At 69.9% G+C, this 24,614-nt stretch carries 19 protein-coding genes; 8 read left to right on the forward strand and 11 right to left on the reverse strand.

Annotated elements, in window-relative coordinates; all coding sequences use genetic code 11:
- Positions 1 to 83: 83 nt before the first annotated feature.
- The 7 genes from ACWD02_RS27680 to ACWD02_RS27710 all read right to left on the reverse strand — a co-directional run bounded on the left by ACWD02_RS27680 (position 84) and on the right by ACWD02_RS27710 (position 11,672).
- Complete coding sequence (locus ACWD02_RS27680; protein WP_451215123.1) at positions 84 to 1,550, reverse strand: FG-GAP-like repeat-containing protein; 1,467 nt, start codon at positions 1,548 to 1,550, stop codon at positions 84 to 86.
- A 128-nt stretch (positions 1,551 to 1,678) separates the two neighbouring features.
- The gene (locus ACWD02_RS27685; RefSeq protein WP_451215124.1) at positions 1,679 to 3,127 is read right to left on the reverse strand and encodes an FG-GAP-like repeat-containing protein; all 1,449 of its coding nucleotides are present in this window, start codon (positions 3,125 to 3,127) and stop codon (positions 1,679 to 1,681) included.
- 38 nt (positions 3,128 to 3,165) lie between these two features.
- The gene (locus ACWD02_RS27690) at positions 3,166 to 4,587 is read right to left on the reverse strand and encodes an FG-GAP-like repeat-containing protein (protein ID WP_451215125.1); all 1,422 of its coding nucleotides are present in this window, start codon (positions 4,585 to 4,587) and stop codon (positions 3,166 to 3,168) included.
- A gap of 92 nt (positions 4,588 to 4,679) precedes the next feature.
- Positions 4,680 to 6,164, reverse strand: coding sequence for an FG-GAP repeat protein (locus ACWD02_RS27695; RefSeq protein ID WP_451215339.1), 1,485 nt, complete (start codon positions 6,162 to 6,164; stop codon positions 4,680 to 4,682).
- A gap of 233 nt (positions 6,165 to 6,397) precedes the next feature.
- A complete protein-coding gene (locus ACWD02_RS27700; protein ID WP_451215126.1) occupies positions 6,398 to 7,777 on the reverse strand; it encodes an FG-GAP repeat protein in 1,380 nt (459 codons plus the stop codon).
- Between the two features lie 109 nt (positions 7,778 to 7,886).
- Positions 7,887 to 9,212 carry an FG-GAP repeat domain-containing protein gene (locus ACWD02_RS27705; RefSeq protein WP_451215127.1) on the reverse strand — a complete coding sequence of 442 codons (1,326 nt, stop codon included), beginning with the start codon at positions 9,210 to 9,212 and terminating at the stop codon, positions 7,887 to 7,889.
- A 192-nt stretch (positions 9,213 to 9,404) separates the two neighbouring features.
- Complete coding sequence (locus ACWD02_RS27710) at positions 9,405 to 11,672, reverse strand: (Fe-S)-binding protein (RefSeq protein WP_451215128.1); 2,268 nt, start codon at positions 11,670 to 11,672, stop codon at positions 9,405 to 9,407.
- 333 nt (positions 11,673 to 12,005) lie between these two features.
- Between ACWD02_RS27710 and dnaK the strand changes: the two genes are divergently transcribed.
- The 6 genes from dnaK to ACWD02_RS27740 all read left to right on the forward strand — a co-directional run bounded on the left by dnaK (position 12,006) and on the right by ACWD02_RS27740 (position 17,424).
- The gene (dnaK, locus tag ACWD02_RS27715; RefSeq protein ID WP_451215129.1) at positions 12,006 to 13,880 is read left to right on the forward strand and encodes a molecular chaperone DnaK; all 1,875 of its coding nucleotides are present in this window, start codon (positions 12,006 to 12,008) and stop codon (positions 13,878 to 13,880) included.
- Positions 13,877 to 14,617 carry a nucleotide exchange factor GrpE gene (grpE, locus tag ACWD02_RS27720; RefSeq protein WP_451215130.1) on the forward strand — a complete coding sequence of 247 codons (741 nt, stop codon included), beginning with the start codon at positions 13,877 to 13,879 and terminating at the stop codon, positions 14,615 to 14,617. The genes dnaK and grpE overlap by 4 nt, the downstream gene beginning before the upstream one ends.
- 41 nt (positions 14,618 to 14,658) lie before the next feature.
- Complete coding sequence (gene dnaJ / locus ACWD02_RS27725; protein ID WP_451215131.1) at positions 14,659 to 15,867, forward strand: molecular chaperone DnaJ; 1,209 nt, start codon at positions 14,659 to 14,661, stop codon at positions 15,865 to 15,867.
- Position 15,868: 1 nt separating this feature from the next.
- On the forward strand, positions 15,869 to 16,333 hold the full coding sequence (locus ACWD02_RS27730; protein WP_363210447.1) for a heat shock protein transcriptional repressor HspR: 465 nt from the start codon (positions 15,869 to 15,871) through the stop codon (positions 16,331 to 16,333).
- Between the two features lie 102 nt (positions 16,334 to 16,435).
- On the forward strand, positions 16,436 to 16,948 hold the full coding sequence (locus ACWD02_RS27735; protein ID WP_451215132.1) for a hypothetical protein: 513 nt from the start codon (positions 16,436 to 16,438) through the stop codon (positions 16,946 to 16,948).
- Positions 16,948 to 17,424, forward strand: coding sequence for a nucleoside deaminase (locus ACWD02_RS27740; RefSeq protein ID WP_451215133.1), 477 nt, complete (start codon positions 16,948 to 16,950; stop codon positions 17,422 to 17,424). Before ACWD02_RS27735 ends, ACWD02_RS27740 begins: the two co-directional genes overlap by 1 nt.
- Before the next feature lie 20 nt (positions 17,425 to 17,444).
- Here ACWD02_RS27740 and ACWD02_RS27745 read toward each other — a convergent pair whose 3' ends face one another.
- From ACWD02_RS27745 to ACWD02_RS27755, 3 genes are all read right to left on the reverse strand, one after another.
- Entirely contained in the window at positions 17,445 to 18,425 is a 981-nt protein-coding gene (locus ACWD02_RS27745) for a LuxR C-terminal-related transcriptional regulator (RefSeq protein ID WP_451215134.1), read from the reverse strand.
- 90 nt (positions 18,426 to 18,515) lie between these two features.
- Positions 18,516 to 19,490, reverse strand: a complete 975-nt coding sequence (locus ACWD02_RS27750) for a LuxR C-terminal-related transcriptional regulator (RefSeq protein ID WP_451215135.1) — start codon at positions 19,488 to 19,490, stop codon at positions 18,516 to 18,518.
- Positions 19,491 to 19,513: 23 nt separating this feature from the next.
- Positions 19,514 to 20,497 (reverse strand): helix-turn-helix transcriptional regulator, encoded by a 984-nt coding sequence (locus ACWD02_RS27755; RefSeq protein ID WP_451215136.1) that lies wholly within the window; start codon positions 20,495 to 20,497, stop codon positions 19,514 to 19,516.
- Positions 20,498 to 20,860: 363 nt separating this feature from the next.
- Between ACWD02_RS27755 and ACWD02_RS27760 the strand changes: the two genes are divergently transcribed.
- Positions 20,861 to 21,235, forward strand: coding sequence for a hypothetical protein (locus ACWD02_RS27760; protein ID WP_365828690.1), 375 nt, complete (start codon positions 20,861 to 20,863; stop codon positions 21,233 to 21,235).
- A 143-nt stretch (positions 21,236 to 21,378) separates the two neighbouring features.
- Here ACWD02_RS27760 and ACWD02_RS27765 read toward each other — a convergent pair whose 3' ends face one another.
- A complete protein-coding gene (locus ACWD02_RS27765) occupies positions 21,379 to 21,798 on the reverse strand; it encodes a pyridoxamine 5'-phosphate oxidase family protein (protein ID WP_451215137.1) in 420 nt (139 codons plus the stop codon).
- A gap of 140 nt (positions 21,799 to 21,938) precedes the next feature.
- Here ACWD02_RS27765 and clpB point away from each other — a divergent pair, with 140 nt between their 5' ends.
- Positions 21,939 to 24,536: an ATP-dependent chaperone ClpB gene (clpB, locus tag ACWD02_RS27770; protein ID WP_451215138.1), complete on the forward strand. Its 2,598-nt coding sequence runs from the start codon at positions 21,939 to 21,941 to the stop codon at positions 24,534 to 24,536.
- Positions 24,537 to 24,614 lie beyond the last annotated feature (78 nt).

Genomic DNA, 24,614 nt, shown 5'->3' on the forward strand with positions numbered 1-24,614 from the left:
AGAGGCTTTGCCGCTGACCTGTGACAACCCCTAGGGGGACCCTGAGGGGTTTGCCCCAGGGTCCCTGGTGCTGCTGGGGCCCGTCAGCGGCCGAGCACCGCTCCGTACGCGTACGGGTCCAACGAGGCGGGAAGGCCCAGCGAGTTCGGGGTGACGACCGAGCCGCCCGCCTTGGCGCCGGGCAGATCCCAGACGCCGCCCGCGGCGGAGTTCTCGCCGGGCGCCGCGACGGACAGGTCGGGGACGCCGTCGCCGTTGTGGTCACCGAAGGCGAGCGCCGCCCCGAAGAGGTCGCCTGCCTGCGCGACGCCCAGGATGTCGGGGGAATTCTGCTGGTAGGCGACCGTTCCGGGGTTCGCCGCGCCCGCCGGGTCGGTCAGGCCCATCTCGCCGCCCTTCAGGACGGTGACGCTGCCCGCCTTCGCCGCGCTGCCGATGGCCTCGCCGGGGGCGCCCGCGATCAGGTCGTCGTGGCCGTCGGCGTCGATGTCCGCCACGGCGAGCGCGTCACCGAAGCCGTCACCGGTCTCGGCGACGCCGGGCATGCCCGCGGTGTCCTGGTTGAACGTCTGCTGTTCCCAGCCGAAGCTGCCGTTGGCGTCGCCGAAGCGGATGTGGATGCCGCCGCCCTTGGCGAGCTCCTCCGGGCCGCACGGGTCGTCGATGTTCTCGTCGGCGATCTCGCGGCAGTTGCCGACGGCGAGGTCGTCGAAGCCGTCGCCGTTGAAGTCACCGGACGCGAGGGCGTTCGCGGCGCCGTTGGAGTTGTTCCAGAAGTTGGCCATGGCGCCCTCCTCCTTGTTCCAGCCGTAGAGGCGGAGGTGGGACTGGGTGTAGGGCTGGTTCTTCGTGTAGTAGCCGAGGGCGAGGTCGGGGAGCTTGTCGTTGTTGAAGTCGCCGGTCGTCAGGACCGGGGCCCGGCCGCCCATGCGGTCGGCCATGACCGGCTGGGTGTCGGCGGTGAGCGGGTTGAGGTTGGCGACGACCTGGTCCTTGCCGCCGATGGCGAGGTCGACGTCGGTGTCACCGGTGAAGTCGGCGGCGGCGAGGGCGTTTCCGAACACGTCGCCGGTCTTCGCGCCGCGCCCCGCGGTGTTGGCCGTGGCGAAACCGTCGCCGGTGCCGTAGAGGACGGTCACGGACCCGGCGTCGGTCTTGGCGTCGATGTCCTCGCCGGGGGCGCCGATGACGAGGTCGGCGTACTTGTCGTCGTCGACGTGCGCGGCGACGACGGAGCCGCCGAACTTGTCCCCGGCCTCCGGGGTGCCGGGCACCTCGACGGTGGCCTGGGTGATCCGCCGCACACCATGCGGCCCGGGCCCGTACTCCCCGCCGAACACCACGCTGACGTACCCGGCCTTGGCCTTGCCGCTGACACTGCCGCTGGGGACGCCGACAAAGAGGTCTTCGAATCCGTCCCCGTTGAAGTCGGCGGTGAGGGGAGCGGGCGCGGGGGCGGCGGTGGCGGTGGCCGCGAGGGGGATGGTGAGGGCGGTGGCCGCCAGGGCGGTGGCCGCGGCCAGGGCGACGGTTCGGGCGCGCAGAGGCACAGAGACTCCAACTTGTTCATGGCCAGGGTGAGGTGACCGGCGGTCAGACGCAGCGACCCAGTCGCGCTGGTTCACCTGTGTGACACCTGGGGTTGGACAAGGGTTGCCCCCGCGCATGCCCCGGCCACTCACTCAGTGATCGCGTCGCCCAGCTGCGAGCCGGCCGCAAGGCCGTAGTCCGCCGCGCTGAAGACGTCGGCCCCGGACGCCGAGATCCCCGCGCCCGCCCCGTGCAGCTGCCACACCGCCCCGCTCCCGGAGTCCTCGTACGGAGCCGTCGCCGCGAGGTCGGCCTTGCCGTCGCGGTCGAAGTCGGCGAGCCGGACCTGAGAGCCGAACACGTCGTTCGACTCCGCGGCGCCCGGTACCCCGGCGGTGTTCTGCGAGAAGCGCTTCGCGCCGGTCGTGGTCAGACCGGTGGCCGCGCCGCGCAGCAGCAGGATGTCGCCGGCGCGGGTGCGACCGTCCAGGGACTCGTACGAGACACCTACCGCCAGCTCAGCCCGGCCGTCCCCGGTGACGTCGGCGATGGAGAGGTCGGCGCCGAACTGGTCCCCGGCCTCGTTGGCGCCCGGGATGCCTGCGGTGCCCTGGTGGTAGATGTGGCGGGTGCGGCTGAGGCCGCCGGTGGCGTCGGCTCCTTCGACGCCGTGGAAGACCATGACGTAACCCGCTTCGCTGCTCGGGTCCGTGATTCCGTTGCTGTCCAGGTCGGGGCTCGGCAGGCTCACGGCGAGGTCGTCGGCGCCGTCGCCGTTCACGTCGCCCGCCGCCGAGGTGGTGCCGCCCGGGAGCGTCGCGCGGTCGTGGAGCTCCGAGGACTCGCCCGTCGGGCCACTGCCGTAGATCACGGTGGTGCCGGGAACGGTCACGGCGAGCTCGTCCTTGCCGCCGCCCGAGAAGTTCCCCGCCGCCAACTGGCCGAAGCCCACCCAGTTGTTGCTGTTGCGGCCCTCAAGCGGCTTCGCTGTCGGCAGGGACGTACGGCTGAAGGTCCCGTCGAGCAGCCAGAGTCCTGAGGCGTCCGCGACCACCACCTCGGGTGAGGCATCGCCCACGAAATCACCCACCACGGTGTCGGAACCGAAGAACTGCTGGTCGTAGGCGCCCGGGTCGGCGAGGTTCGCGCCGCCGCCAAAGGGCGTGGGGCCGCCCCACAGCACGGTGACGGCTCCGCGCAGGGACAGGTCGCCGACGCTCTCGCCCTCGCTGGTGACCAGCAGGTCGGCGTACCCGTCGCCGTCCAGATCTCCGCTGGAGAGGTCGGTACCGAACAGATCCTCCGTCTCCGCGTCGCCGGGGACACCTGAGGAGTTCTGGGTGACGTACACCCGCTTCTCGGTGAGCCCGGAGGCCGAGCCGAAGGTCACCAGGACCGCTCCGGCGCGCTTCTTGCCGTTGATGGTCTTCTCCGGCATTCCCACGGCGACGTCGCGGTAGCCGTCGCCGTTGAAGTCGTCGGTGTATCGGGCGGGCGCGGCTGACGCCGTGGCGGGCAGAGCCAGCGGGATGAGTCCTGCCGCCATGAGCGTGAGCGCTGTTGTGGTGACGCGGGTGCGCACGAGAAGGGGCTCCAAGTCGGTTACGGGAAAGAGGCGCGGGAAGACCTGGGGCCTCAGCGGGCGAGGACGGAGCCGAACGCGGCGTAGTCGCCCGTTACGCCCAGCTTGTCGGCGCAGAGGTAGAAGGAGCCGGTGACCGAGGTGCCACGGCTGTTCCAGGTGCAGCCGGTGCCGTTCTCGCCGGGGGCGCCGACGCTCAGGTCCGCCTTGCCGTCTCCGTTCCGGTCCGTCAGATCGACCGCGGCGCCGAAGGCGTCCGAGGTCTCCACGGCACCCGGCACTCCCTCGGTGTTCTCGTGGATCGCCTTGGCTCCCGAGCCGGTAAGACCTTGCGCGGAGCCGAGCAGGACCGTCACCGAACCGGCGGAGTCCTTGCCGTCGACCGCCTCGCCCGGGGCTCCGACGACGACATCACTGAATCCGTCGTGGTTGGTGTCACCGGTGCTCACCGAGAAACCGAACCGGTCACCGTGTTCGCCCGTGCCGGGGACACCGGCGGTGTCCTGGTGGATCAGGGTCGGAGTCCCGCTGGGATCGATGCCGGCGGGCCCGCCGTACCAGACGGAGATCTGTCCACCGGTACGGGCGTCGGGCCGGTCCCTCTCCGGGTCCAGGCCGTCGCCGAGAACCAGGTCGCCGTAGCCGTCGCCGTTGACGTCGCCGACCGTGCCGGCCGTGCCGTCCGCACGCGTCAACTCGGTCCGCTTGTACCGGCCCTGGGTCCAGTCGTCGACGTAGACGCGGCCGCCCGGGTCGTCGTCGTACAGCCCGGGCAGCATGATGCGCTCCGCGGCCTTGTCGCTGTCGACGCTGCCCGTGACCGCGCCGCGTGTGGAGCCGAGTTGATGGTCTGTGTCATGGGTGAGGGGAACGCCACGGCGGGTGAACGGTCCCTGGAAGTACTGGGCGCCGCAGCGCGATCCCACCGCGATGTCGGCGGCGCCGTTGCCATCGGTGTCCCCGGCGGTCAGTCCTTCGGCGAAGGCGCACCCGACGTCCGGTACGGCGGACGGCTTGACCGTTGCTCCGGCACCCAGGCCGGACGCGCCGCCCCAGACGATGGTGAGGCTGCCCGCGTCGCGATCGGAGTCCAGGTCCTCGCCCGGTGCGCCGATGAGCAGGTCCGCGTGGCCGTCCAGGTCGAGGTCACCAGTTGCGAGCGTCTGGCCGAACCTGTCGTTGGTCTCGGCCGCGCCCGGTATCCCGGTGCTCGACTGCGAGAGGGTCTGTCGGCGGTCGGCGCTCAGGCCGTTCGCCGAACCGTGGAAGACGACGACCGTGCCCGCGGCGACTTTGCCGGAGGCGGTGGCCTCGGGGGCGGCGACCGCGAGGTCCCGGTAACCGTCGCCGTTGAAGTCGCCCGAGAGGCCGGACGGGGCGGCGGTGGCGGTGCCGGGCAGGGCGGTGAGCAGGCCCGCGGCGAGCGCCGCGGCGGGCAGGAGGACACGGGCGGGGACACGTGCGGGGTTGCGCATCAAGGCTCCGGGTGCACAGGCAGAGGCAGAGGCCGGGCCCGCACGGAGGGGTGCGGGCCCGGTGTACTGAGAGGGGGGAGAGAAGGGCGGGGTCAGTCCGCGAAGTTGGCGCCGAAGCGGGGGGTGCCCGCCGAGGAGACGCCGACCGTGGACGTGTAGACGCCCGAGGTGCCCGCGAGGGAGCCGTCCGGGAGGGAGTCCAGGACGTAGACCGCGCCGTTGGAGCCGTTCTCGCCGTACGCGCCGACGGAGACATCGCCCCGGCCGTCCGCGTTCAGGTCGTCGATGTGGACGTCCGACCCGAAGAAGTCGTTCTTCTCGTTGGAGTTGGGGACGCCGGGGGTGTTCTGGCTGTAGAGCACGGAATCCTGCGTGGAGAGGCCGGAGCCGTCCGCCGCCCCGTAGATGACGGTGATCGAGCCCGCGTCGGAGACGCCCTCCAGGTCCTCGCCGGGGGAGCTCGCCACCAGGTCGAGGTGGCCGTCGCCGTTGATGTCGCCGAGGTCCAGCTCCGCGCCGAACGAGTCGCCGTTCTCGCTGCCGCCCGGGATGCCCGGCGTGTCCTGGGTGATGGCCTGGCTGTCGCCGTACGGGCCGTTCGCGTTGCCCTTCACGACGTACACCGTGCCGCCCTTGTAGGCGCCCGCGATGCCCTCGTCCCAGGTGAGGCCGATGATGACGTCGCCGTAACCGTCGCCGTCCGTGTCACCCACGTCGGTGATGTGGCCGGCGGGCAGCCGCTGGACGCCATTCGTGGTGACGCCGTTCGCGCTGCCCGGCAGCCAGAGGTTGGCGTTGTAGTCGTCCGCGGTGGAGAAGCCGTTGACGATCAGGTCGTCCTTGCCGTCGCCGTTGACGTCCCCGGAGTGCAGGTTGAAGGGGCCCCCGTCCTCACCGCTGTGGATGGGCGGAAGCACGGTGTAGCGGCCGCCGGTGGCGCCGCTGCGGGAGATCCCGCCGTCGAGGATGTCGATGGTGGCGGCGCCCGACGAGGAGCCCACGGCGAGGTCGTCCTTGCCGTCGCCGTCGAAGTCACCCGACTGGAGGGGGCCGCCGAAGAGGTCGTGCTTGGTGGGCCGCGGGTCTTTGATCGTGGCCCCGCCGGACAGACCGCTCGGGGAGCCCCACAGGACCTGGACCGTGCCGCCGTCGACGTCCGAGCCGACGTCCTCGCCGAGAGCGCCGACGGCGAGGTCGTCGTAGCCGTCGCCGTCGAAGTCCCCGTACGCGGTGTCGGCGCCGAAGACGTCGCCCTTCTCGGCGGTGCCGGGCACGCCCGCGCTGTTCTGGCTGTAGGTGACGTGGCGCTGCTCGGCGCCGCCGTACGTGACGACGACCTGACCCGCGCTGTCCTTGCCGCCGACGGTGGCGCCCGCGGCGGAGGTGGCGAGGTCGGCCGCGCCGTCGCCGTTGAAGTCGGCGTCGTCCGGCTGGGTGGCCGCGGCGGGCGCGGCGGTCGCCGTGGTGGCCGTGAGAGTGAGGAGTCCGCCCGTCAGCGCGGCGGCCGTGGCCGTGGCCGCCGCGAGGCGGCCGCGTCTGGATCGGGCGAGCGGGGAAGTGCGCTTGTGCTTGGCCATTCCGTTGGTCTCCTGCTGCATGCGGGGATGTCTGGCGGACATCCGCAGTCGATGGGGTGCCGACAAGGCGTGTTTGCCGGGCCTTGGCCCTGGCGTCACGCCTTGTTGGCGAACGGGAGACTCACGGAAGGGGGCAAGGGTTGTATGGGGTACGGGTGTTGGGGGTGTTGGGGGTGGTGTGGGTGTTGCGGCGGCGATAGGGGGGGTTCGGGCGGTTCCACCCTTCCTGTCCGTCAGCGCAGCGTCTCGCCGAAGCTCGCGGTCCCTCCGCCCAGACCGAAGTCCGAGGCGTTGAAGGAGGCCGCGTACGACGACGTCAGGCCCGTCGTCGTGCCGCGCAGCACCCATACGGCGCCCTCGTCCACCTGCGTGCCGATGTCCTCGCCGATCGCGCCGGTGGCCAGGTCCGCCCTGCCGTTCCCGTTGATGTCCTTGAGGCGTACGGACGCACCGAAGCTGTCGCCCGCCTCGGCGACGCCGGGCACGCCCGCGGTCTCCTGGTGCCAGGCCTTGCCCGAGGTGAACTTGCCCGCGGTGGACTTCAGGAGCGTCACGCTGCCGGTACCGCCCACCGTGCCGACCTCCTCGCCGGGCGCGCCCACCGCGAGGTCCGCGAGGCCGTCACCCGTGACGTCACCCGCGGCCACGGACCAGCCGAAGCCGTCGTTCGCCTCGTCGGCGCCGGGGATGCCGGTGGAGGACTGGTCGTACGTCACCGGGGCGCCGAACTTGCCGTCGCCGCCGAACCGCACGGTGACCGAACCGCCCTTGGTGGCGCCGGGGTTGCCGGTGATCAGATCGGCGTAGCCGTCGCCGTTGACGTCGCCGGTGGCGGCGGCGTCGCGGGTGGCCGTCGGGTCGGCGCCCTCGCCGAGGATCTCGGCCTGGTAGCCGTAGTCGCCGGCGCCGCCGTTCATGTGCGCGGTCCAGGCGCCGCCGTCCGCGCGCTCGCCGTACAGGACCAGGCCGATGCCGTCCTTGCGCTTGAAGTTGCCCGCGACCATGCCGTCCAGGTGGGCGCCCTCGGGGATGAAGTCGACCTCCAGGCCGAACGCCTGGCCCTGCGCACCGGAGTAGTACCACCAGTTGTCGCCGCTGATCACGGCCAGCTGGGGCGAGCCGTCGTCGTCGAAGTCGGACCAGGTGGTGGCCTCGCCGAAGCGGCCCGTTGTTTCCCCGGGGGCGTTCAGGACGTGGCCACCGGAGGTGAAGGCGTTCCTGCCGCCCTTGATGACGGTGACCGAGCCGGACGGCTTGCCCTCGACCTGCTCACCGGGGGAGCCCACGATCAGGTCGGCGTAGCCGTCGCCGTTCGTGTCGCCGCTGGTGATGTTCTCGCCGAACTCGTCCTCGTCCTCCATCACTCCGGGCACTCCGGCCGTGTTCTGGGTGACGGTGACGGAGCGGCCCTCGGAGACGCCGGAGGCCGAACCGAACGTCACGGTCACGGAGTTGGAGCGGGGCGCACCGATCGCGAGGTCGCGGTAGCCGTCGCCGTTGTAGTCGTCCTTGAGCGTCGACGCGGCGCTCGCCGTGCCCGCTAGGGGCAGCGTCAGACCCGTGGCGGCGAGGGCCGCGACGCTCGCGGCGATGGCCAGATTACGTACGCGCACGTGAGGCTCCCGGGAGTGGAGGACTGCTTCCGGGGGTGTGACATGCGGGGCGTACGAATGGTTGTGCGACGGGAGAGGTCAGGTGTCCGGCGGGTGAACGCCGGGGCCGTCAGGCGCCGTCCCCCAGCGCGAGGAACTCCGCGCTGGAGAAGGTCAGCCGGGGCTTGCGGGAGACCAGGTCGGTCTTCACCCCGGGATAGACCCCGATGGTGTCCTCGCCGTCACCGCGGTACGTCCGCAGCACCAGGTCGGCCCGCTTGTCCCCGTCGAAGTCCGCGATCGCGAGCACCTGCGTGGTGCCCTTGGCGGACGGGACCACGAGCGCCGAGGCGTTGCGGTCGAGCGCCGTCGTACGTCCCCTGAAGACCCGCACCTCGCCCGTGCCGCCGCCGTCCCCGCTGCTCCCGCCGCTCAGGATCAGCTCGCTCAGGCCGTCGCCGTCGAGGTCACCCGTGTCCACGGCGGCGTTCTTGGACTCCATGGCGGCACGCGCGGTGCCGGGCACGTCGTAGCGCAGGGCGACGCCGCCGGGACCCGCGACGGCCGCGTCCGTGCCCTTGCCCCTGCCGAAGCGCCCGAACGCGGTGTCCGTGCCCGCGGGGAAGAGCACCCCGGTCTCGGCGGGGCCCTTCAGGCCGCCCAGGACGAGGGCCCCGGCGGCGGCGCCGGACGCGTTCGCCGCCTTGCGGACGAGGAGGTCGTCGTAGCCGTCCCGGTCGACGTCCGTGGCTTCGCCGGTCACGAGGTCGTTGCCGGGGGCGGCCAGCGGCTTGCCCGCGGCGCGCGGGGCGCCGGTCCGCTTGAAGGGGCCGCGCAGGAAGGTGAGCCGGGCGCCGCTCGCGTGCAGGACGAGGTCGCTCGCGCCGTCCCCGTCGAAGTCGCCGCACACCGGCTGGTCGGACCAGTCGTTGCCGATGCGGGACTGCTTGGGCACCCGCACCTTCACGGCCTTGCCCTTCAGGCCCTGGGGCGAGCCGAAGAGGATCTGCAGCGGCACGGGCGGCTGGCCGATGCCGTCGTAGGGCGGGTCGGTGGAGACCAGCAGATCGGTGAAGCCGTCCTTGTCGAGGTCGCAGGCGGCCTCCGACTCGAAGGCGGCGGGCAACTCGCCCTTCGTACGCGCGCCGTTGGTCCGCGCGCTCAACAACTGCCGCGCCCCGGGCCGCAGCCCGCTCTTCGACCCGTAGACGACGCCGATGCCCGCGTCGTCGCCGTGGCCGCTGTGCACCAGGTCGTCGAGCACGAGGTCGGGGGCGCCGTCACCGTTGAAGTCGTCGTCGGCCTTGCTGCCCTTGCCCTCGGGGACGGGCTGCTGGGCAGCGCCCTTGCCCGCCATGCTGACCGGCTTGTGCCGGGCGTCGGGCTTGCCCGCCTCGTCACCGCCGCCGCACCCGGCGAGCAGCAGCGCACAGCTGACTGCGGCTGCCGTGCCCATGACACCACGGCGCCTCGCGGCGCCCCCGCGTCTGCCGCCACGTATGCCACGCATCCCGGCACTCCGCATGCCCAACTCCCGACCCGACCGCCCCAACCGACAACAACCAGCACATGATGCCCCCCTTCCGCAGGACACGAAAGGCCGGTCCCGCCCTGAGGGCGGAACCGGCCTCGCGTACGCCAGGAGCCGTTACTTCACCGGCTCGGGCTCCGGCTCGTCCGCGGTCTCGGACTCACCGGCGGGGTCCACCGGGGTCTTCACGGAGTCGAGCAGCAACTGCGCGACGTCCACGACCTGGAGGGACTCCTGGGCCTTGCCGTCGTTCTTCTTGCCGTTGACCGAGTCGGTCAGCATGACGAGGCAGAACGGGCAGGCGGTCGACACGATGTCGGGGTTGAGGCTGAGCGCCTCGTCGACCCGCTCCGTGTTGATGCGCTTGCCGATCCGCTCCTCCATCCACATCCGCGCGCCACCGGCACCGCAGCAGAAGCCACGCTCCTTGTGGCGGTGCATCTCCTGCTGACGCAGGCCGGGGACGGCGGACATGATCTCGCGCGGAGGCGTGTAGATCTTGTTGTGCCGGCCGAGGTAGCACGGGTCGTGGTAGGTGATGAGGCCCTCGACGGGCGTCACCGGGATGAGCTTGCCCTCGTCGATGAGGTGCTGGAGCAGCTGCGTGTGGTGGATGACCTCGTAGTCACCGCCGAGCTGCGGGTACTCGTTGCCGAGCGTGTTGAGGCAGTGCGGGCAGGTCGCGACGATCTTCTTGGCCGTCTTCGGCTTCTTGGTCGACTCGTCCTCGTCATCCTCGCCGAACGCCATGTTCAGCATCGCGACGTTCTCCTGGCCGAGCTGCTGGAACAGCGGCTCGTTGCCCAGGCGGCGTGCGGAGTCACCGGTGCACTTCTCGTCGCCGCCCATGATCGCGAACTTGACGCCCGCCATGTTGAGCAGCTCGGCGAAGGCCTTGGTGGTCTTCTTCGCCCGGTCCTCCAGGGAGCCGGCGCAGCCGACCCAGTAGAGGTACTCGACCTCGGTGAGGTCCTCGATGTCCTTGCCGACGACCGGCACCTCGAAGTCGAGCTCCTTGAGCCACTCAAGGCGCTGCTTCTTCGCCAGGCCCCAGGGGTTGCCCTTCTTCTCCAGGTTCTTGAGCATCGTCCCGGCCTCGGACGGGAACGCGCTCTCGATCATCACCTGGTAGCGGCGCATGTCGACGATGTGGTCGATGTGCTCGATGTCCACCGGGCACTGCTCGACGCAGGCGCCGCAGCTGGTGCAGGACCACAGGACGTCGGGGTCGATGACGCCGTTCTCCTCGGCGGTGCCGACGAGGGGCCGCTCGGCCTCCGCGATGGCCGCCGCGGGAACGTCCTTGAGCTGCTCGGCCGAAGCCTTCTCGTTGCCCTCCATGTCCTTGCCGCCGCCCGCGAGCAGGTACGGGGCCTTGGCGTGCGCGTGGTCGCGCAGCGACATGATCAGGAGCTTGGGGGAGAGCGGCTTGCCGGTGTTCCAGGCGGGGCACTGCGACTGGCAGCGGCCGCACTCGGTGCACGTGCTGAAGTCGAGGAGCCCCTTCCAGGAGAACTGCTCGACCTGGCTGACGCCGAAGACGTCGTCCTCGCCCGGGTCCTCCCAGTCGATCGGCTTGCCGCCGGACGTCATGGGCTGCAGCTCGCCGAGGGTCGTGGAGCCGTCCGCGTCGCGCTTGAACCAGATGTTCGGGAAGGCGAGGAAGCGGTGCCAGGCGACGCCCATGTTCGTGTTGAGCGCGACGGTGATCATCCAGATGAAGGACGTCGCGATCTTCACCATGGCGAAGAAGTACGTGAGGTTCTGCAGCGTGGAGAGATCCATGCCGCCGAACCACGAGACGAACGGGTACGAGATGAAGAACGACGCCTCGTAGCTGTCCACGTGGTGCTGGGCACCCTCAAGGGCGTGCAGCGTGAAGATGCAGACGCCCACGATGAGGATGACGGCCTCGACGAAGTACGCCTGGCCCTTCTTGGAGCCCGCGAAGCGGGACTTGCGGCCCGGCTTGTCGGGGTTGCTCAGCTGCCGGATGACGATCAGCGTCAGGATGCCGACGATGGTCATCGTGCCGATGAACTCGACGAACATGTTGTACGGCGCCCACTCACCGATGATCGGCAGCATCCAGTCGGCCTTGAAGAGCTGGCCGATGGCGTTGACGATGGTGAGGAGCAGCGAGAAGAAGCCCACCGCCACGAACCAGTGCGCGACGCCGACGACGCCCCAGCGGTTCATGCGCGTGTGGCCGAGGAATTCCTTGGCCACGGTGACGGTGCGCTGCACGGGCTGATCGGTGCGGGTACCTGCCGGGACGGGCTGTCCGAGCCGCATGAACTGGTAGATCTGCACGATGGCACGGCCGAACAGCGCGACGCCGACCGCGATTAGGACCAGCGACACGATGATCGCGGCGAGTTGCATTTGGGGGCTCCTCGGGCCTGCGAGGCGAACTATTACTAAGCGGTAACTTATGCAGTCCGTCTGAGACTACCCACTTACTCAGCCGCACTGTAGCCAGCAGGGCGGTGATCTGCGTCGCTCAGGCAACCCTGCGTTGCGGCTTCGCTGGGCCGACATCTGTCTGCGGCTCGGTTGTGGCTGGTCGCGCAGTTCCCCGCGCCCCTGACGGGGCCTGGTTGCGCGTAAGGGCTGGATAAGAGTTGAGCCCCCTCGACTCACTTCTGTTGACGCCGGCGCACCCGTCATGCATTGTTGAGTCAGATCCACTCAAGAGTTACATCTGGAGGAACCGAAATGGCACGTGCGGTCGGCATCGACCTGGGCACGACTAACTCTGTCGTCAGCGTTCTTGAAGGCGGCGAGCCCACCGTCATCACCAACGCCGAGGGCGCCAGGACCACGCCGTCCGTCGTCGCCTTCGCGAAGAACGGCGAGGTGCTGGTCGGCGAGGTTGCGAAGCGCCAGGCAGTCACGAACGTCGACAGGACCATCCGTTCGGTCAAGCGCCACATGGGCACTGACTGGAAGGTGGACATCGACGACAAGGGGTTCAACCCCCAGCAGATCTCCGCGTTCATCCTGCAGAAGCTGAAGCGCGACGCCGAGTCGTACCTGGGCGAGAAGGTGGCCGACGCGGTCATCACCGTCCCGGCGTACTTCAACGACTCGGAGCGCCAGGCGACGAAGGAGGCCGGCGAGATCGCGGGCCTGAACGTCCTGCGCATCGTCAACGAGCCGACGGCCGCCGCTCTCGCGTACGGCCTCGACAAGGACGACCAGACGATCCTCGTCTTCGACCTCGGTGGCGGCACCTTCGACGTGTCCCTCCTGGAGATCGGCGACGGCGTCGTCGAGGTGAAGGCCACGAACGGCGACAACCACCTCGGTGGTGACGACTGGGACCAGCGCGTCGTCGACTACCTGGTCAAGCAGTTCAACAACGGCCACGGCGTGGACCTCTCCAAGGACAAGATGGCGCTCCAGCGCCTGCGCGAGGCGGCCGAGAAGGCCAAGATCGAGCTGTCCTCCTCCACGGAGACCACGATCAACCTGCCCTACATCACGGCATCCGCCGAGGGCCCGCTGCACCTGGACGAGAAGCTCACGCGCGCCCAGTTCCAGCAGCTCACGTCCGACCTCCTGGAGCGCTGCAAGACGCCGTTCCACAACGTCATCAAGGACGCGGGCATCCAGCTCTCCGAGATCGACCACGTCGTTCTCGTCGGTGGCTCGACCCGTATGCCCGCCGTCGCGGAGCTCGTCAAGGAGCTGACCGGCGGCCAGGACGCCAACAAGGGCGTGAACCCGGACGAGGTCGTCGCCATCGGCGCCGCGCTGCAGGCCGGTGTCCTCAAGGGCGAGGTCAAGGACGTCCTGCTCCTCGACGTCACCCCGCTGTCCCTCGGCATCGAGACCAAGGGAGGGATCATGACCAAGCTCATCGAGCGCAACACCACGATCCCGACCAAGCGCTCCGAGATCTTCACGACGGCCGAGGACAACCAGCCGTCCGTCCAGATCCAGGTCTACCAGGGCGAGCGCGAGATCGCGGCGTACAACAAGAAGCTCGGGATGTTCGAGCTCACGGGCCTGCCGCCGGCCCCGCGCGGTGTCCCGCAGATCGAGGTCGCCTTCGACATCGACGCCAACGGCATCATGCACGTGACGGCCAAGGACCTCGGCACCGGCAAGGAGCAGAAGATGACCGTCACCGGCGGCTCCTCGCTGCCGAAGGACGAGGTCGACCGCATGCGCCAGGAGGCCGAGCAGTACGCGGACGAGGACCACAAGCGCCGCGAGGCCGCCGAGTCCCGCAACCAGGGCGAGCAGCTCGTCTACCAGACGGAGAAGTTCCTCGCGGACAACGCGGAGAAGGTCCCCGGTGACGTGAAGACCGAGGTCGAGTCCGCCGTCGAAGAGCTGAAGGAAAAGCTCAAGGGCGAGGACACCGCCGAGATCCGCACGGCCACCGAGAAGGTCGCTGCCGTCTCGCAGAAGCTCGGCCAGGCCATGTACGCGGACGCGCAGGCCGCCGGTGCCGAGGGCGCTGCCCCCGGTGCCGAAGGTGGCGAGGCCCCGAACATGTCCAAGGACAAGGACGACGACGTGGTCGACGCCGAGATCGTCGACGACGAGAAGCCCGGTGACTCGAAGGGCGGCGCCGCATGACCGAGGAGACTCCGGGCTTCGGCGAGAACGCCGAGAAGCCTGACGTCCCCTCCGGCGCCACCCCTGATGACGCGGCGCCGCAGGCCGCCGAGCCCTCCGTCGAGGAGGGCACGGCGGCCCCGGCCGGGGACGCAAGCAAGGCATCCGCTCAGTCGGGCCAGTCGGCTCAGTCCGCACCGTCCGCCCAGGACGTCGGTCTGATCGCCCAGCTGGACCAGGTGCGTACGGCGCTCGGCGAGCGCACGGCGGACCTCCAGCGGCTGCAGGCGGAGTATCAGAACTACCGCCGCCGTGTGGAGCGGGACAAGGTCACGGTCAAGGAGATCGCCGCGGCGAACCTCCTGTCCGAGCTCCTGCCGACCCTCGACGACGTCGGCCGCGCCCGTGAACACGGCGAGCTGGTCGGCGGCTTCAAGTCGGTCGCGGAAGCCCTGGAGACGGTCGTCGCCAAGATGGGCCTCCAGCAGTTCGGCAAGGAGGGCGAGCCCTTCGACCCGACGATCCACGAAGCCCTGATGCACTCGTACGCGCCGGACGTCACCGAGACGACCTGCGTCGCGATCCTGCAGCCGGGGTACCGCATCGGTGAGCGCACCATCCGCCCCGCGCGGGTGGCCGTGGCCGAGCCGCAGCCCGGCGCGCAGACGGTCAAGGGCGACTCCGAGACCGCCGCATCCACGGACTCCGCCGACACGGCGGAGGACAAGGAGACCGGTGGCGGCCCGGACGAGGGCTGACACATCGGAGTTGTCGTGAAGCGAGAGGAGGGACGTCGGGGATGAGCACCAAGGACTTCATCGAGAAGGACTACTACAAGGTCCTCGGCGTCCCCAAGGACGCCACCGAAGCCGAGATCAAGAAGGCGTACCGGAAGCTCGCACGCGAGAACCACCCGGACGCCAACAAGGGCAACACCAAGGCGGAAGAGCGCTTCAAGGAGATCTCCGAGGCGAATGACGTCCTCGGCGACCCCAAGAAGCGCAAGGAGTACGACGAAGCGCGTGCTCTCTTCGGCAACGGCGGCTTCAGGGCCGGTCCCCCGGGCGCGGGCGGCGGCGGTTCGTTCAACTTCGACCTGGGCGACCTCTTCGGAGGCGGCGCCCCGGGCGGCGGTGGAGCGGGCGGCGCCGGCGGCGGCTTCGGGGGCGGTCTGGGTGACGTCTTCGGGGGCCTGTTCAACCGAGGCGGCACGGGCGCGGGCGGCGCGGGCACGCGTACGCAGCCCCGGCGCGGCCAGGACATCGAGTCCGAGGTCACGCTGAGTTTCACGGAGGCGGTGGACGGGGCCACGGTCCCGCTCCGGATGTCCTCCCAGGCGCCCTGCAAGGCCTGTTCCGGCACCGGCGACAAGAACGGCACACCGCGCGTGTGCCCGACGTGCGTCGGCACGGGCCAGGTCACGCGGGGCGGCGGCGGCGGTTTCTCCCTCACCGATCCCTGCGTGGACTGCAAGGGCCGCGGGCTCATCGCCCAGGACGCCTGCGACGTCTGCAAGGGCTCGGGCCGGGCGAAGTCGTCGCGCACGATGCAGGTGCGGATTCCGGCGGGCGTCTCGGACGGCCAGCGGATCCGGCTGCGCGGAAAGGGCGGTCCCGGTGAACGGGGCGGCCCGGCGGGCGACCTGTACGTCGTCGTGCACGTCGACACCCACCCGGTCTTCGGCCGCAAGGGCGACAACCTGACGGTGACGGTGCCGGTGACGTTCGCCGAGGCGGCACTGGGCGGCGAGGTGAAGGTCCCCACCCTGGGCGGCCCGCCGGTCACCCTGAAGCTGCCTCCGGGCACCCCCAACGGTCGTACGATGCGGGCGCGGGGCAAGGGCGCGGTGCGCAAGGACGGCTCGCGGGGCGATCTCCTGGTGACGGTGGAGGTATCCGTACCGACGTCGTTGAGCGACCAGGCGAAGGAAGCCCTGGAGACCTACCGCGAGGCGACTGCGGACGACGATCCGCGGGCAGAACTGTTCCAGGCCGCGAAGGGAGCATGAGATGGACGGCCGTCGTCGACAGTCCAATTTTGGGCGGGCGTACCAACTGACCGACGAGACGCCGGTCTACGTCATCTCCGTGGCCGCCCAGCTTTCGGGCCTCCATCCGCAGACCCTGCGGCAGTACGACCGCCTCGGTCTGGTCTCCCCGGACCGCACGGCGGGCCGCGGCCGTCGCTACTCCGCCCGCGACATCGAACTGCTGCGCACAGTGCAGCAGTTGTCGCAGGAAGAGGGCATCAACCTCGCCGGCATCAAGCGCATCATCGAGCTGGAGAACCAGGTCGCGGCGCTGCAGGCGAGAGTGGTGGAACTGTCCAGCGCCGTCGAGGGCGCGGCTGCCGCGATGCAGCAGCGCGAGGCGGCGGTTCACGCGTCGTACCGCCGCGACCTGGTCCCGTACCAGGACGTGCAGCAGGCGAGCGCGCTGGTGGTGTGGCGTCCGAAGAGGACGACGGAGCAGTAGTTTTCGTACGCTCAGGTCGGGGCCGGGAGGGGAACCTCCCGGCCCCGACGCGCGTTGGCGCGAACGACCTGAAGATTTTCGCTGGGGGAGTAGGGGGCCGCCATGGCCATGGTGGGACTTTTCTGGATCGCCGAGGGCGATGTGTACGTGGGCGCGAAGCCGTCGGGCCTCGCGGCGGGCGTGCGGCTGACGCCGGAGGGCGTGATGGCCCTGGGCGACAAGCAGTCGGGCCTGTGGCTCTGGGAGGACGTGCACGCCCTGGTGGCGCGGGACGTCCCGGTGACGTCCATGAAGCGCCGGGTGGGCGTCCTGGTGGACATGGCGCTGACACTCGGCCTGGGAGGGGAGGACGAGGCCCCGACGATGACGCTGCGGGTCACGGGCGTCCCCGGCGAGGAGAGCGACACGGACCTGACGGTGTACACGGCGGCGGCGTCGGGGTACTCACAGACGGAGTACGACCTGTCCCAGGCGCTCCTGGCCCGCATGACGCGGGGCGAGGCGACCCTGCGGACCACGCTGGCCGCGATGGCGGAGTGGGGCAGGCGCCACGAGGGCGGCACGCCGCGGCTGGCGGAGCGCGAGGACCTGCTACGAACCTGGACGGAGTCCTGATGGATGCCACGGACCTGAAGCACCTGCGCCGCTGCGTGGAACTGGCCGAGGAGGCCCTGGAGGCGGGCGACGAACCCTTCGGCTCGCTCCTGGTGTCGGGCGACGGCAAGGTCCTGAAGGAGGACCGCAACCGCGTCGCGGGCGGCGACCACACCCGCCACCCCGAGTTCGAACTGGCCCGCTGGTCGGCGGACCACATGACCCCCGACGAGCGAGCGAGGGCAACGGTCTACACCTCGGGCGAACACTGCCCCATGTGCGCGGCGGCCCACGGCTGGGTGGGCCTGAGCCGAATCGTCTACGCGGCGTCCTCCACCCAGCTCTCCCAATGGCTGAAGCATTTCAACGCCCCACCGCCCCCGGTCACATCCCTCCCGATCAACGAGATCGCCCCCAACGTGAGGGTGGAGGGCCCGGCCCCTGAACTGACGGACGAGATCAGGGAGTTGCATCGGCGGTTGCATGCGAAGGGCTGAGGCGTTTCCTGGCCGGTGGTTCAGGCGTCCGGGTCCAGCAGGCCCGACCTGTCGATGAGATAGCCGAGTTGGGCCCGGCTGTGACTGTTCAGCCTGGCGGCGAGCTTCGCGATGTGGACGCGCGCCGTGCGGACGTTCATGCCCAGGCGGGCGGCTATCTCGGAGTCGGTACGGCCTTCGACGAGGAGCCCGGCGATGGCGCGTTGGCGCGCGGTGATGCCGTTCTCGGTCGGCTGAGGGGCGGACTGGGGCCACATGGGGGTGCCCAGGCGCCACAGGCGGTCGAAGGTGGTGGCGAGGTAGTCGACCACGGCGGGGTGGCGCAGTTCGAGGGCGAGGCTGCGGTCCTTGCTCGCGGGGATGAAGGCCACGGCCCGGTCGAAGACGAAGAGCCGCTCGGTGACCTCGTCGAGGGTGCGGGCCTCGACGTCGCCTTCAAGCCGCTCGAAGTAGGCCACGACGGGGAGGGAGTGGCGGGTCGTGTGCTGGTAGAGGGTGCGCATGCGACAGCCGCGCGAGAGGAGTGCCTGGTCGCGGGGGAGAACCTCGGCCAAGGTCTCCGGCGGGCGGGTGCCGCCCGGCTGAACCGCGAGGAACTCGTCCGTGGCGTCGTGCATGGCCCGGTCGATCGCCGAGTTGATGCGCTCGAGGCCGTCGAGGACGGTGATCGCGGGCTGCCCGTCGTCCGGTGTGGAGGCGGGATGCGTTCTTGGCGCCATGAGCGGCTCGAAGACCGCGGTGAGTCTCTCCTGGCGGCGGCGGTGGTCCGCGATGCGGTCCTCGATGGTGCGAAGGAGGCGGGGGAGGGCGACGGCGGGGGCCGTGGGACGCAGCCACCGGTCGTCGCCGACGTCGGGACGGAGCAGGCCGAGGTCGAGGAGGCACGGGGCTTCTCCGGTGTCCTCGCATCGAATGCGGCCTGCGCGAAGGGCGCGGACGTAGAGGGCTGAGCCTGCGTCGCAGAGTTGCTCGTCCCCGTGCGACCTGTGTGCGACGGGCATGCCGTGCTCCCTCCCATGTGGTTGAAGCGACGCGATTCTATGCAGGGGCAGTTGCGTCACACGTGGGACGAGGAAGACGGTGCGGTGTGTTCATTTCCTCTGGTCGAGGATGCCTGACCGGCCGATGAGGTAGCCGAGCTGGGCCCGGCTGTCGCTGCCGAGTGTGCCGGCGAGCTTGGCGATGTGCAGGCGGGCGGTGCGGACGTTGAGACCGAGCCGTTCGGCGATCTCGGAGTCGGTGAGTCCTTCGATCAGGAAACCGGCCACGGCGCGCTGGCGGGCGGATATGCCGTTGCCGGAGGGCTCCGGGGCGGCCTGTGGCCACATGGGGGTGGCCAGGCGCCAGAAGCGCTCGAAGGTGGTGGCGAGGTACTCGACCAGGGCCGGGTGACGAACTTCAAGGGCGACCGTCCGGTCTTTGCTCGCGGGAATGAACGCCACCGTTCGGTCCACGACGACCAGGCGTTCGATGACTTCGTCCAGCGTGCGGACCTCGACGTCTCCGTCCAGCTGTTCATAGTGGGCCAGGACGGGCAGCGCGTGGCGGGTCGTGTGCTGGTAGAGCGTGCGCATACTGCCGCCCCGGGCGAGAAACACCTGCTCGAGCGGTAGCGCCGTCGCGAGGACTTCAGGAGATCTGGTGCCTCCGGGCTGGACGGTGAGCAACTCACGGGAAGCGGGGGCCATCGCTTCGGATATGGCTGAATTGATGCGCTCGAAACCATCAAGAACAGTCATGCCAGGTGTTCCCGGCGTGAAGATCTTCTGGGCGTCGAGCTCCATGAGTGGCTCAAAGAGCTCGGCCAGCCTCACCTCACGACGTCGTTCGTGCGCGACCTCTTCCTCGATCGACCGCATCAGCTGGGGAAGGGCGACCGCGGGTGGGGTGGGCAACAGCCATCCGGGGTCCCCGGCCTCGGGACGCAGGAGCCCGAAGTCGATCAGGCATGGGGCCTCGTCCGCGTCCGCGGTGTGGATCCGCCCCTCGGCCAACGCGCGGGCGTACAAGGCCGAGCCCGCTTCGCACAGCTCGTCAGCCCCGTGCGTGTGGGGCTCAGTTGTCACGTCGACCCGCTCCCTCGCCGAGATCAGTGGCCCTTGTCGAGGATTCCTGACTGGGCGATCAAATAGCCGAGTTGAGCGCGGCTGCCGCTGCCCAGAGCGGCAGCGATCTTAGCGATGTGGGCGCGGCAGGTGCGCACGTTCATGCCGAGCCGGCGGGCGATCGCCTCATCCACGTGACCCTCGATGAGGAGCTTGGCGATGGTGCGCTGCACGCCGGTGATGCCGTCGGAGGCGATGTCGTAGGGGACTTCCTCCGTCAGCGGGACAGCGCGCTGCCAGAGTTGCTCGAACACCTTGCAGAGGTAGTCGACCAAGCCGGGATGACGCAGCTCAAGGGCTACCCGGCGGTCGTCGCTCGCCGGGATGAAGGCGACGGTCCCGTCGAAAATTATCAGGCGTTCAATGAGTTCTTCGAGGGTGCGGACCTGGACCTTGCCGCCGGATATGCGGTCCACGTAGGCGAGCGTTCCCTGGCTGTGTCGGGCGGTGTGCTGGTACAGCGTGCGGATGCTGACTCCGCGGTCCGTGAGCGGCCTGTCGCGCTCCAGGGCCTGCGTCAGGGCGTCCACCGGGCGGCCGCCGCCGGGCTGGATCGTCAGTACGGTGGTGCGGCACTCGGCCGTCGCGGAATTCAGCGCCGCGTTGATTCGGTCGAATCCCTCGAGCACGGTGATCGCGTGGATGCTCGCCGGACTCTGGGTGCTGATGGCGACGAACGGGTCGAACGAATCCGTCAGTTCGATGGCGAGTCGTCGGCGGTCCTGGATCTCCCGTTCCAGCGGGTGCAGGCGCTGGGCCAACGCGACGGACGGCGGAACGGCACGGAGCCAGTTCGCGTCATCCGGGTCGGGGTGAAGCAGACCGAATTCCACCAGGCAAGGAGCGGGTTCGACCTCGATGCGGGTGATGCGTCCGGAACGCAACGCGCTGGCGTAAAGCCGCGCCCCCTCGTCGCACAGCTCAGTGACAGCATGGGGATGTGTCGGTTTTGAATCATTTGCAGCCATATCTCCACCCCCCAGGGTCCTGAACGTGCAGGAACATGATGCATCGCTCCTGTGGCATTGACATGCCTGAATGAGCCATCGTCATGTTGGCCGGGGGAGAGGAATCCATCAAGTGAGGACGAAGCCGACTATGCGCGTGAGAATGCTTGGCTCAGTGCTTGCCACTGTCTTCTCTGCCGCCCTGGCCCTCGGTGCTCTGGGTGGCTCGAGCCACGGCGTGGGGGATGACCGACAGGCGGCTCCACCGGACACCGGCTGGACCAGCGTGGAGGCGGCCCCCATATCGGACACGGGTTGGACCCGGGTGCAGGCTGCTGCCGAAACGGACACAGGCTGGACCATCGGAGGGAAGGGCGTCGCGTCATGAGCACCCCTCCCGACGACCGCACCTTCCGCCGAGAAATGGCCACCGCCTACCGATCCGGCTGGCACTTCATCGATCTCGCCACCGCGATACCCCACGCCGGCGACTCGTTGATGGTCACGCTCCTCGGTGAGCCGGTGGTCGTCACCCGGGACGACGAGGAGGAGATCCGGGCCTACCGGTGCCTCCGCAAGCCGCGTGGAGCCCCCCAGCCCGTGCGGTGCGCCATCCGGTACGGGATGGTCTTCGTCAATCTTGACCGGCGTGATCACCAGCTGGTCGGTGAGCCGGGGCAGCCCGGCGGCCGGCAGCAGCAGGACCAGCAGAGTTCCACCACTACAAGAGCCATCACAGCCACCCCCCGCAGCGCCTGACGCGATCCCCCGTCGTTGTACATCGCGCAGGTGCTTCCCCCAGCAGCGGCGCCACCGTGGACCTGAACACGGTGGCGCCGCTGTGGTGTGTGCGGGGCGCTTCAGGGGCGCGGGTGGGGGCGCGGGTGGGCGTGCGGGTGCGGTCAGGGGGCGAGCAGTGCCTTTTGGCCCATCGCCCGCGTCAGCGTGATCTCGATCAGCGCGCGGTGCGGATTCGGCCTCGGCGGCCGCCCGTACCGCTCCTCGTAGCGGCGCTCGCCCTCCGCGATCTCCGCCGCCTCCGTGCGCACGCGCGCGTACCCCTCCAGCGTCGCCCAGCGCCGCCCGTCCACCTGGCAGACCGCCACCCGCGCCCCCGTCTCCCCGGCCGCCAGAATGTTGCGCACCTTCGCGCTCGACCTGCTCGCGAGCACGCGGGCCACACCCGCCTCCGGGTCGTACGTCACGCCGACCGGCACGACATGCGGCGTGCCGTCGCGGCGCGGCGTCGTCAGCGTGCACAGGTGCCGTTCACGCCAGAAGCTGAGGTAGGCGGGGGTGGGGTGGTGTGGATCCATGGCCATGGACGTGGAACTTAGCCGCTCGACCGCCCCGTACCTCACTTGAGTGGAATAGACTCAACTTTATGTACGCTGTTTAAGTCAGGTGGGACGGGAGACCCGCCGGACCATACGGATCGGATCGCAAGGAGGAGACGACACCCGTGGACGCCGAGCTGACCAACAGGAGCCGGGACGCGATCAACGCGGCCAGCAGCCTGGCCGTGAAGGACGGGCATCCCGACCTGACCCCCGCGCATCTGCTGCTCGCGCTGCTCGAGGGGCAGGACAACGAGAACATCACCGACCTGCTCGCCGCGGTCGAGGCCGACCAGGCCGCCGTCCGCGCCGACGCCGAGCGGGCACTGAGCGCTCTGCCCAGCGTCACGGGATCGACCGTCGCGCCGCCGCAGCCCAACCGCGACCTGCTCGCGGTCATCGCCGACGCCTCTCAGCGGGCGAAGGAGCTGGGCGATGAGTACCTCTCCACCGAACACCTGCTGATCGGCATCGCCGCCAAGGGCGGCTCCGCCGCCGAGGTCCTGGGCAAGCACGGGGCCACCGCCAAGAAACTGCTCGACGCGTTCGAGAAGGCAAGGGGAGGACGTCGGGTGACCACACCGGACCCGGAGGGTCAGTACAAGGCCCTGGAGAAGTTCGGCACCGACTTCACCGCCGCCGCCAGGGAAGGCAAGCTCGACCCCGTCATCGGGCGGGATCAGGAGATCCGGCGTGTGGTGCAGGTGCTGTCCCGGCGCACCAAGAACAACCCCGTCCTCATCGGCGAACCCGGCGTCGGCAAGACCGCCGTCGTCGAAGGGCTCGCGCAGCGCATCGTCAAGGGCGACGTGCCCGAGTCGCTGAAGAACAAGCGCCTCGTCTCCCTCGACCTGGGCGCCATGGTCGCGGGCGCGAAGTACCGCGGCGAGTTCGAGGAGCGGCTCAAGACCGTCCTCTCCGAGATCAAGGAGAGCGACGGGCAGATCATCACCTTCATCGACGAGCTGCACACCGTCGTGGGTGCCGGAGCCGGCGGGGACTCCGCCATGGACGCCGGCAACATGCTCAAGCCGATGCTCGCCCGCGGCGAGCTGCGGATGGTCGGCGCCACCACCCTCGACGAGTACCGCGAGCGGATCGAGAAGGACCCCGCCCTGGAGCGCCGCTTCCAGCAGGTCCTGGTCGACGAGCCGACCGTCGAGGACTCGATCGCCATCCTCCGTGGGCTCAAGGGACGGTACGAGGCCCATCACAAGGTCCAGATCGCCGACAGCGCCCTCGTGGCGGCCGCCGCGCTCTCCGACCGGTACATCACCTCGCGCTTCCTCCCCGACAAGGCCATCGACCTCGTCGACGAGGCCGCGTCCCGGCTGCGCATGGAGATCGACTCCTCCCCTCTCGAGATCGACGAACTCCAGCGGTCCGTCGACCGGTTGAAGATGGAGGAGCTCGCGCTCAGCAAGGAGACCGACCCGGCGAGCAAGGAGCGCCTCGAAAGGCTGCGGCGCGACCTCGCCGACAAGGAGGAGGAGCTGCGCGGGCTCAACGCGCGCTGGGACAAGGAGAAGCAGTCCCTCAACCGCGTCGGTGAGCTGAAGGAGAAGCTCGACGAGCTGCGCGGCCAGGCCGAACGCGCCCAGCGCGACGGCGACTTCGACACCGCGAGCAAGCTGCTCTACGGCGAGATCCCCACCCTCGAACACGACCTGGAGGTCGCCTCCGAGGCCGAGGAGGAGGTCTCCAAGGACACGATGGTCAAGGACGAGGTCGGCCCCGACGACATCGCCGACGTCGTCGGCGCCTGGACGGGCATCCCGGCCGGCCGGCTCCTCGAGGGCGAGACGCAGAAACTGCTCCGCATGGAGGACGAGCTCGGCAAGCGGCTCATCGGCCAGACCGAGGCCGTGCGCGCGGTGTCCGACGCCGTGCGCCGCACCCGGGCCGGGATCGCCGACCCCGACCGCCCCACCGGCTCCTTCCTCTTCCTCGGCCCGACCGGCGTCGGCAAGACCGAGCTGGCGAAGGCCCTCGCGGACTTCCTCTTCGACGACGAGCGCGCCATGGTCCGCATCGACATGAGCGAGTACGGCGAGAAGCACAGCGTGGCCAGGCTGGTCGGCGCCCCTCCCGGGTACGTCGGCTACGAGGAGGGCGGCCAGCTCACCGAGGCGGTACGGCGGCGCCCGTACAGCGTCGTGCTGCTCGACGAGGTCGAGAAGGCGCACCCGGAGGTCTTCGACGTCCTGCTCCAGGTCCTCGACGACGGACGGCTCACCGACGGGCAGGGGCGGACGGTGGACTTCCGCAACACCATCCTCGTCCTGACGTCCAACCTCGGCAGCCAGTATCTGGTCGAGCCGCTGACCTCCGAGGAGGAGAAGAAGCAGCAGGTACTCGAAGTCGTACGCGCCTCTTTCAAGCCGGAGTTCCTGAACCGGCTTGACGACCTCGTCGTCTTCACCGCGCTCGGCAAGGACGAGCTGGCGCACATCGCCCGGCTGCAGATCGACCGCCTCGCGGCCCGGCTCGCGGAGCGGCGGCTCACCCTCGAGGTCTCGCCGGAGGCGCTGGCCTGGCTTGCGGACGAGGGCAACGACCCGGCGTACGGCGCGCGGCCGCTGCGGCGTCTCATCCAGACGTCCATCGGTGACCGGCTCGCCAAGGAGATCCTCTCGGGCGAGGTGAAGGACGGGGACACGGTCCGCGTGGACACCTTCGGGGACGGTCTGATCGTCGGTCCGGCGACGGCCGAGACGGCATAACCCGGTCACATCCGGGGCGGGGGTTGCGGGCCCCCGCCCGACATGGGGCAGGATGGCGGAATCCGTACGAAGGGACTA

It is taken from the genome of Streptomyces sp. NPDC002853, assembly GCF_053591915.1.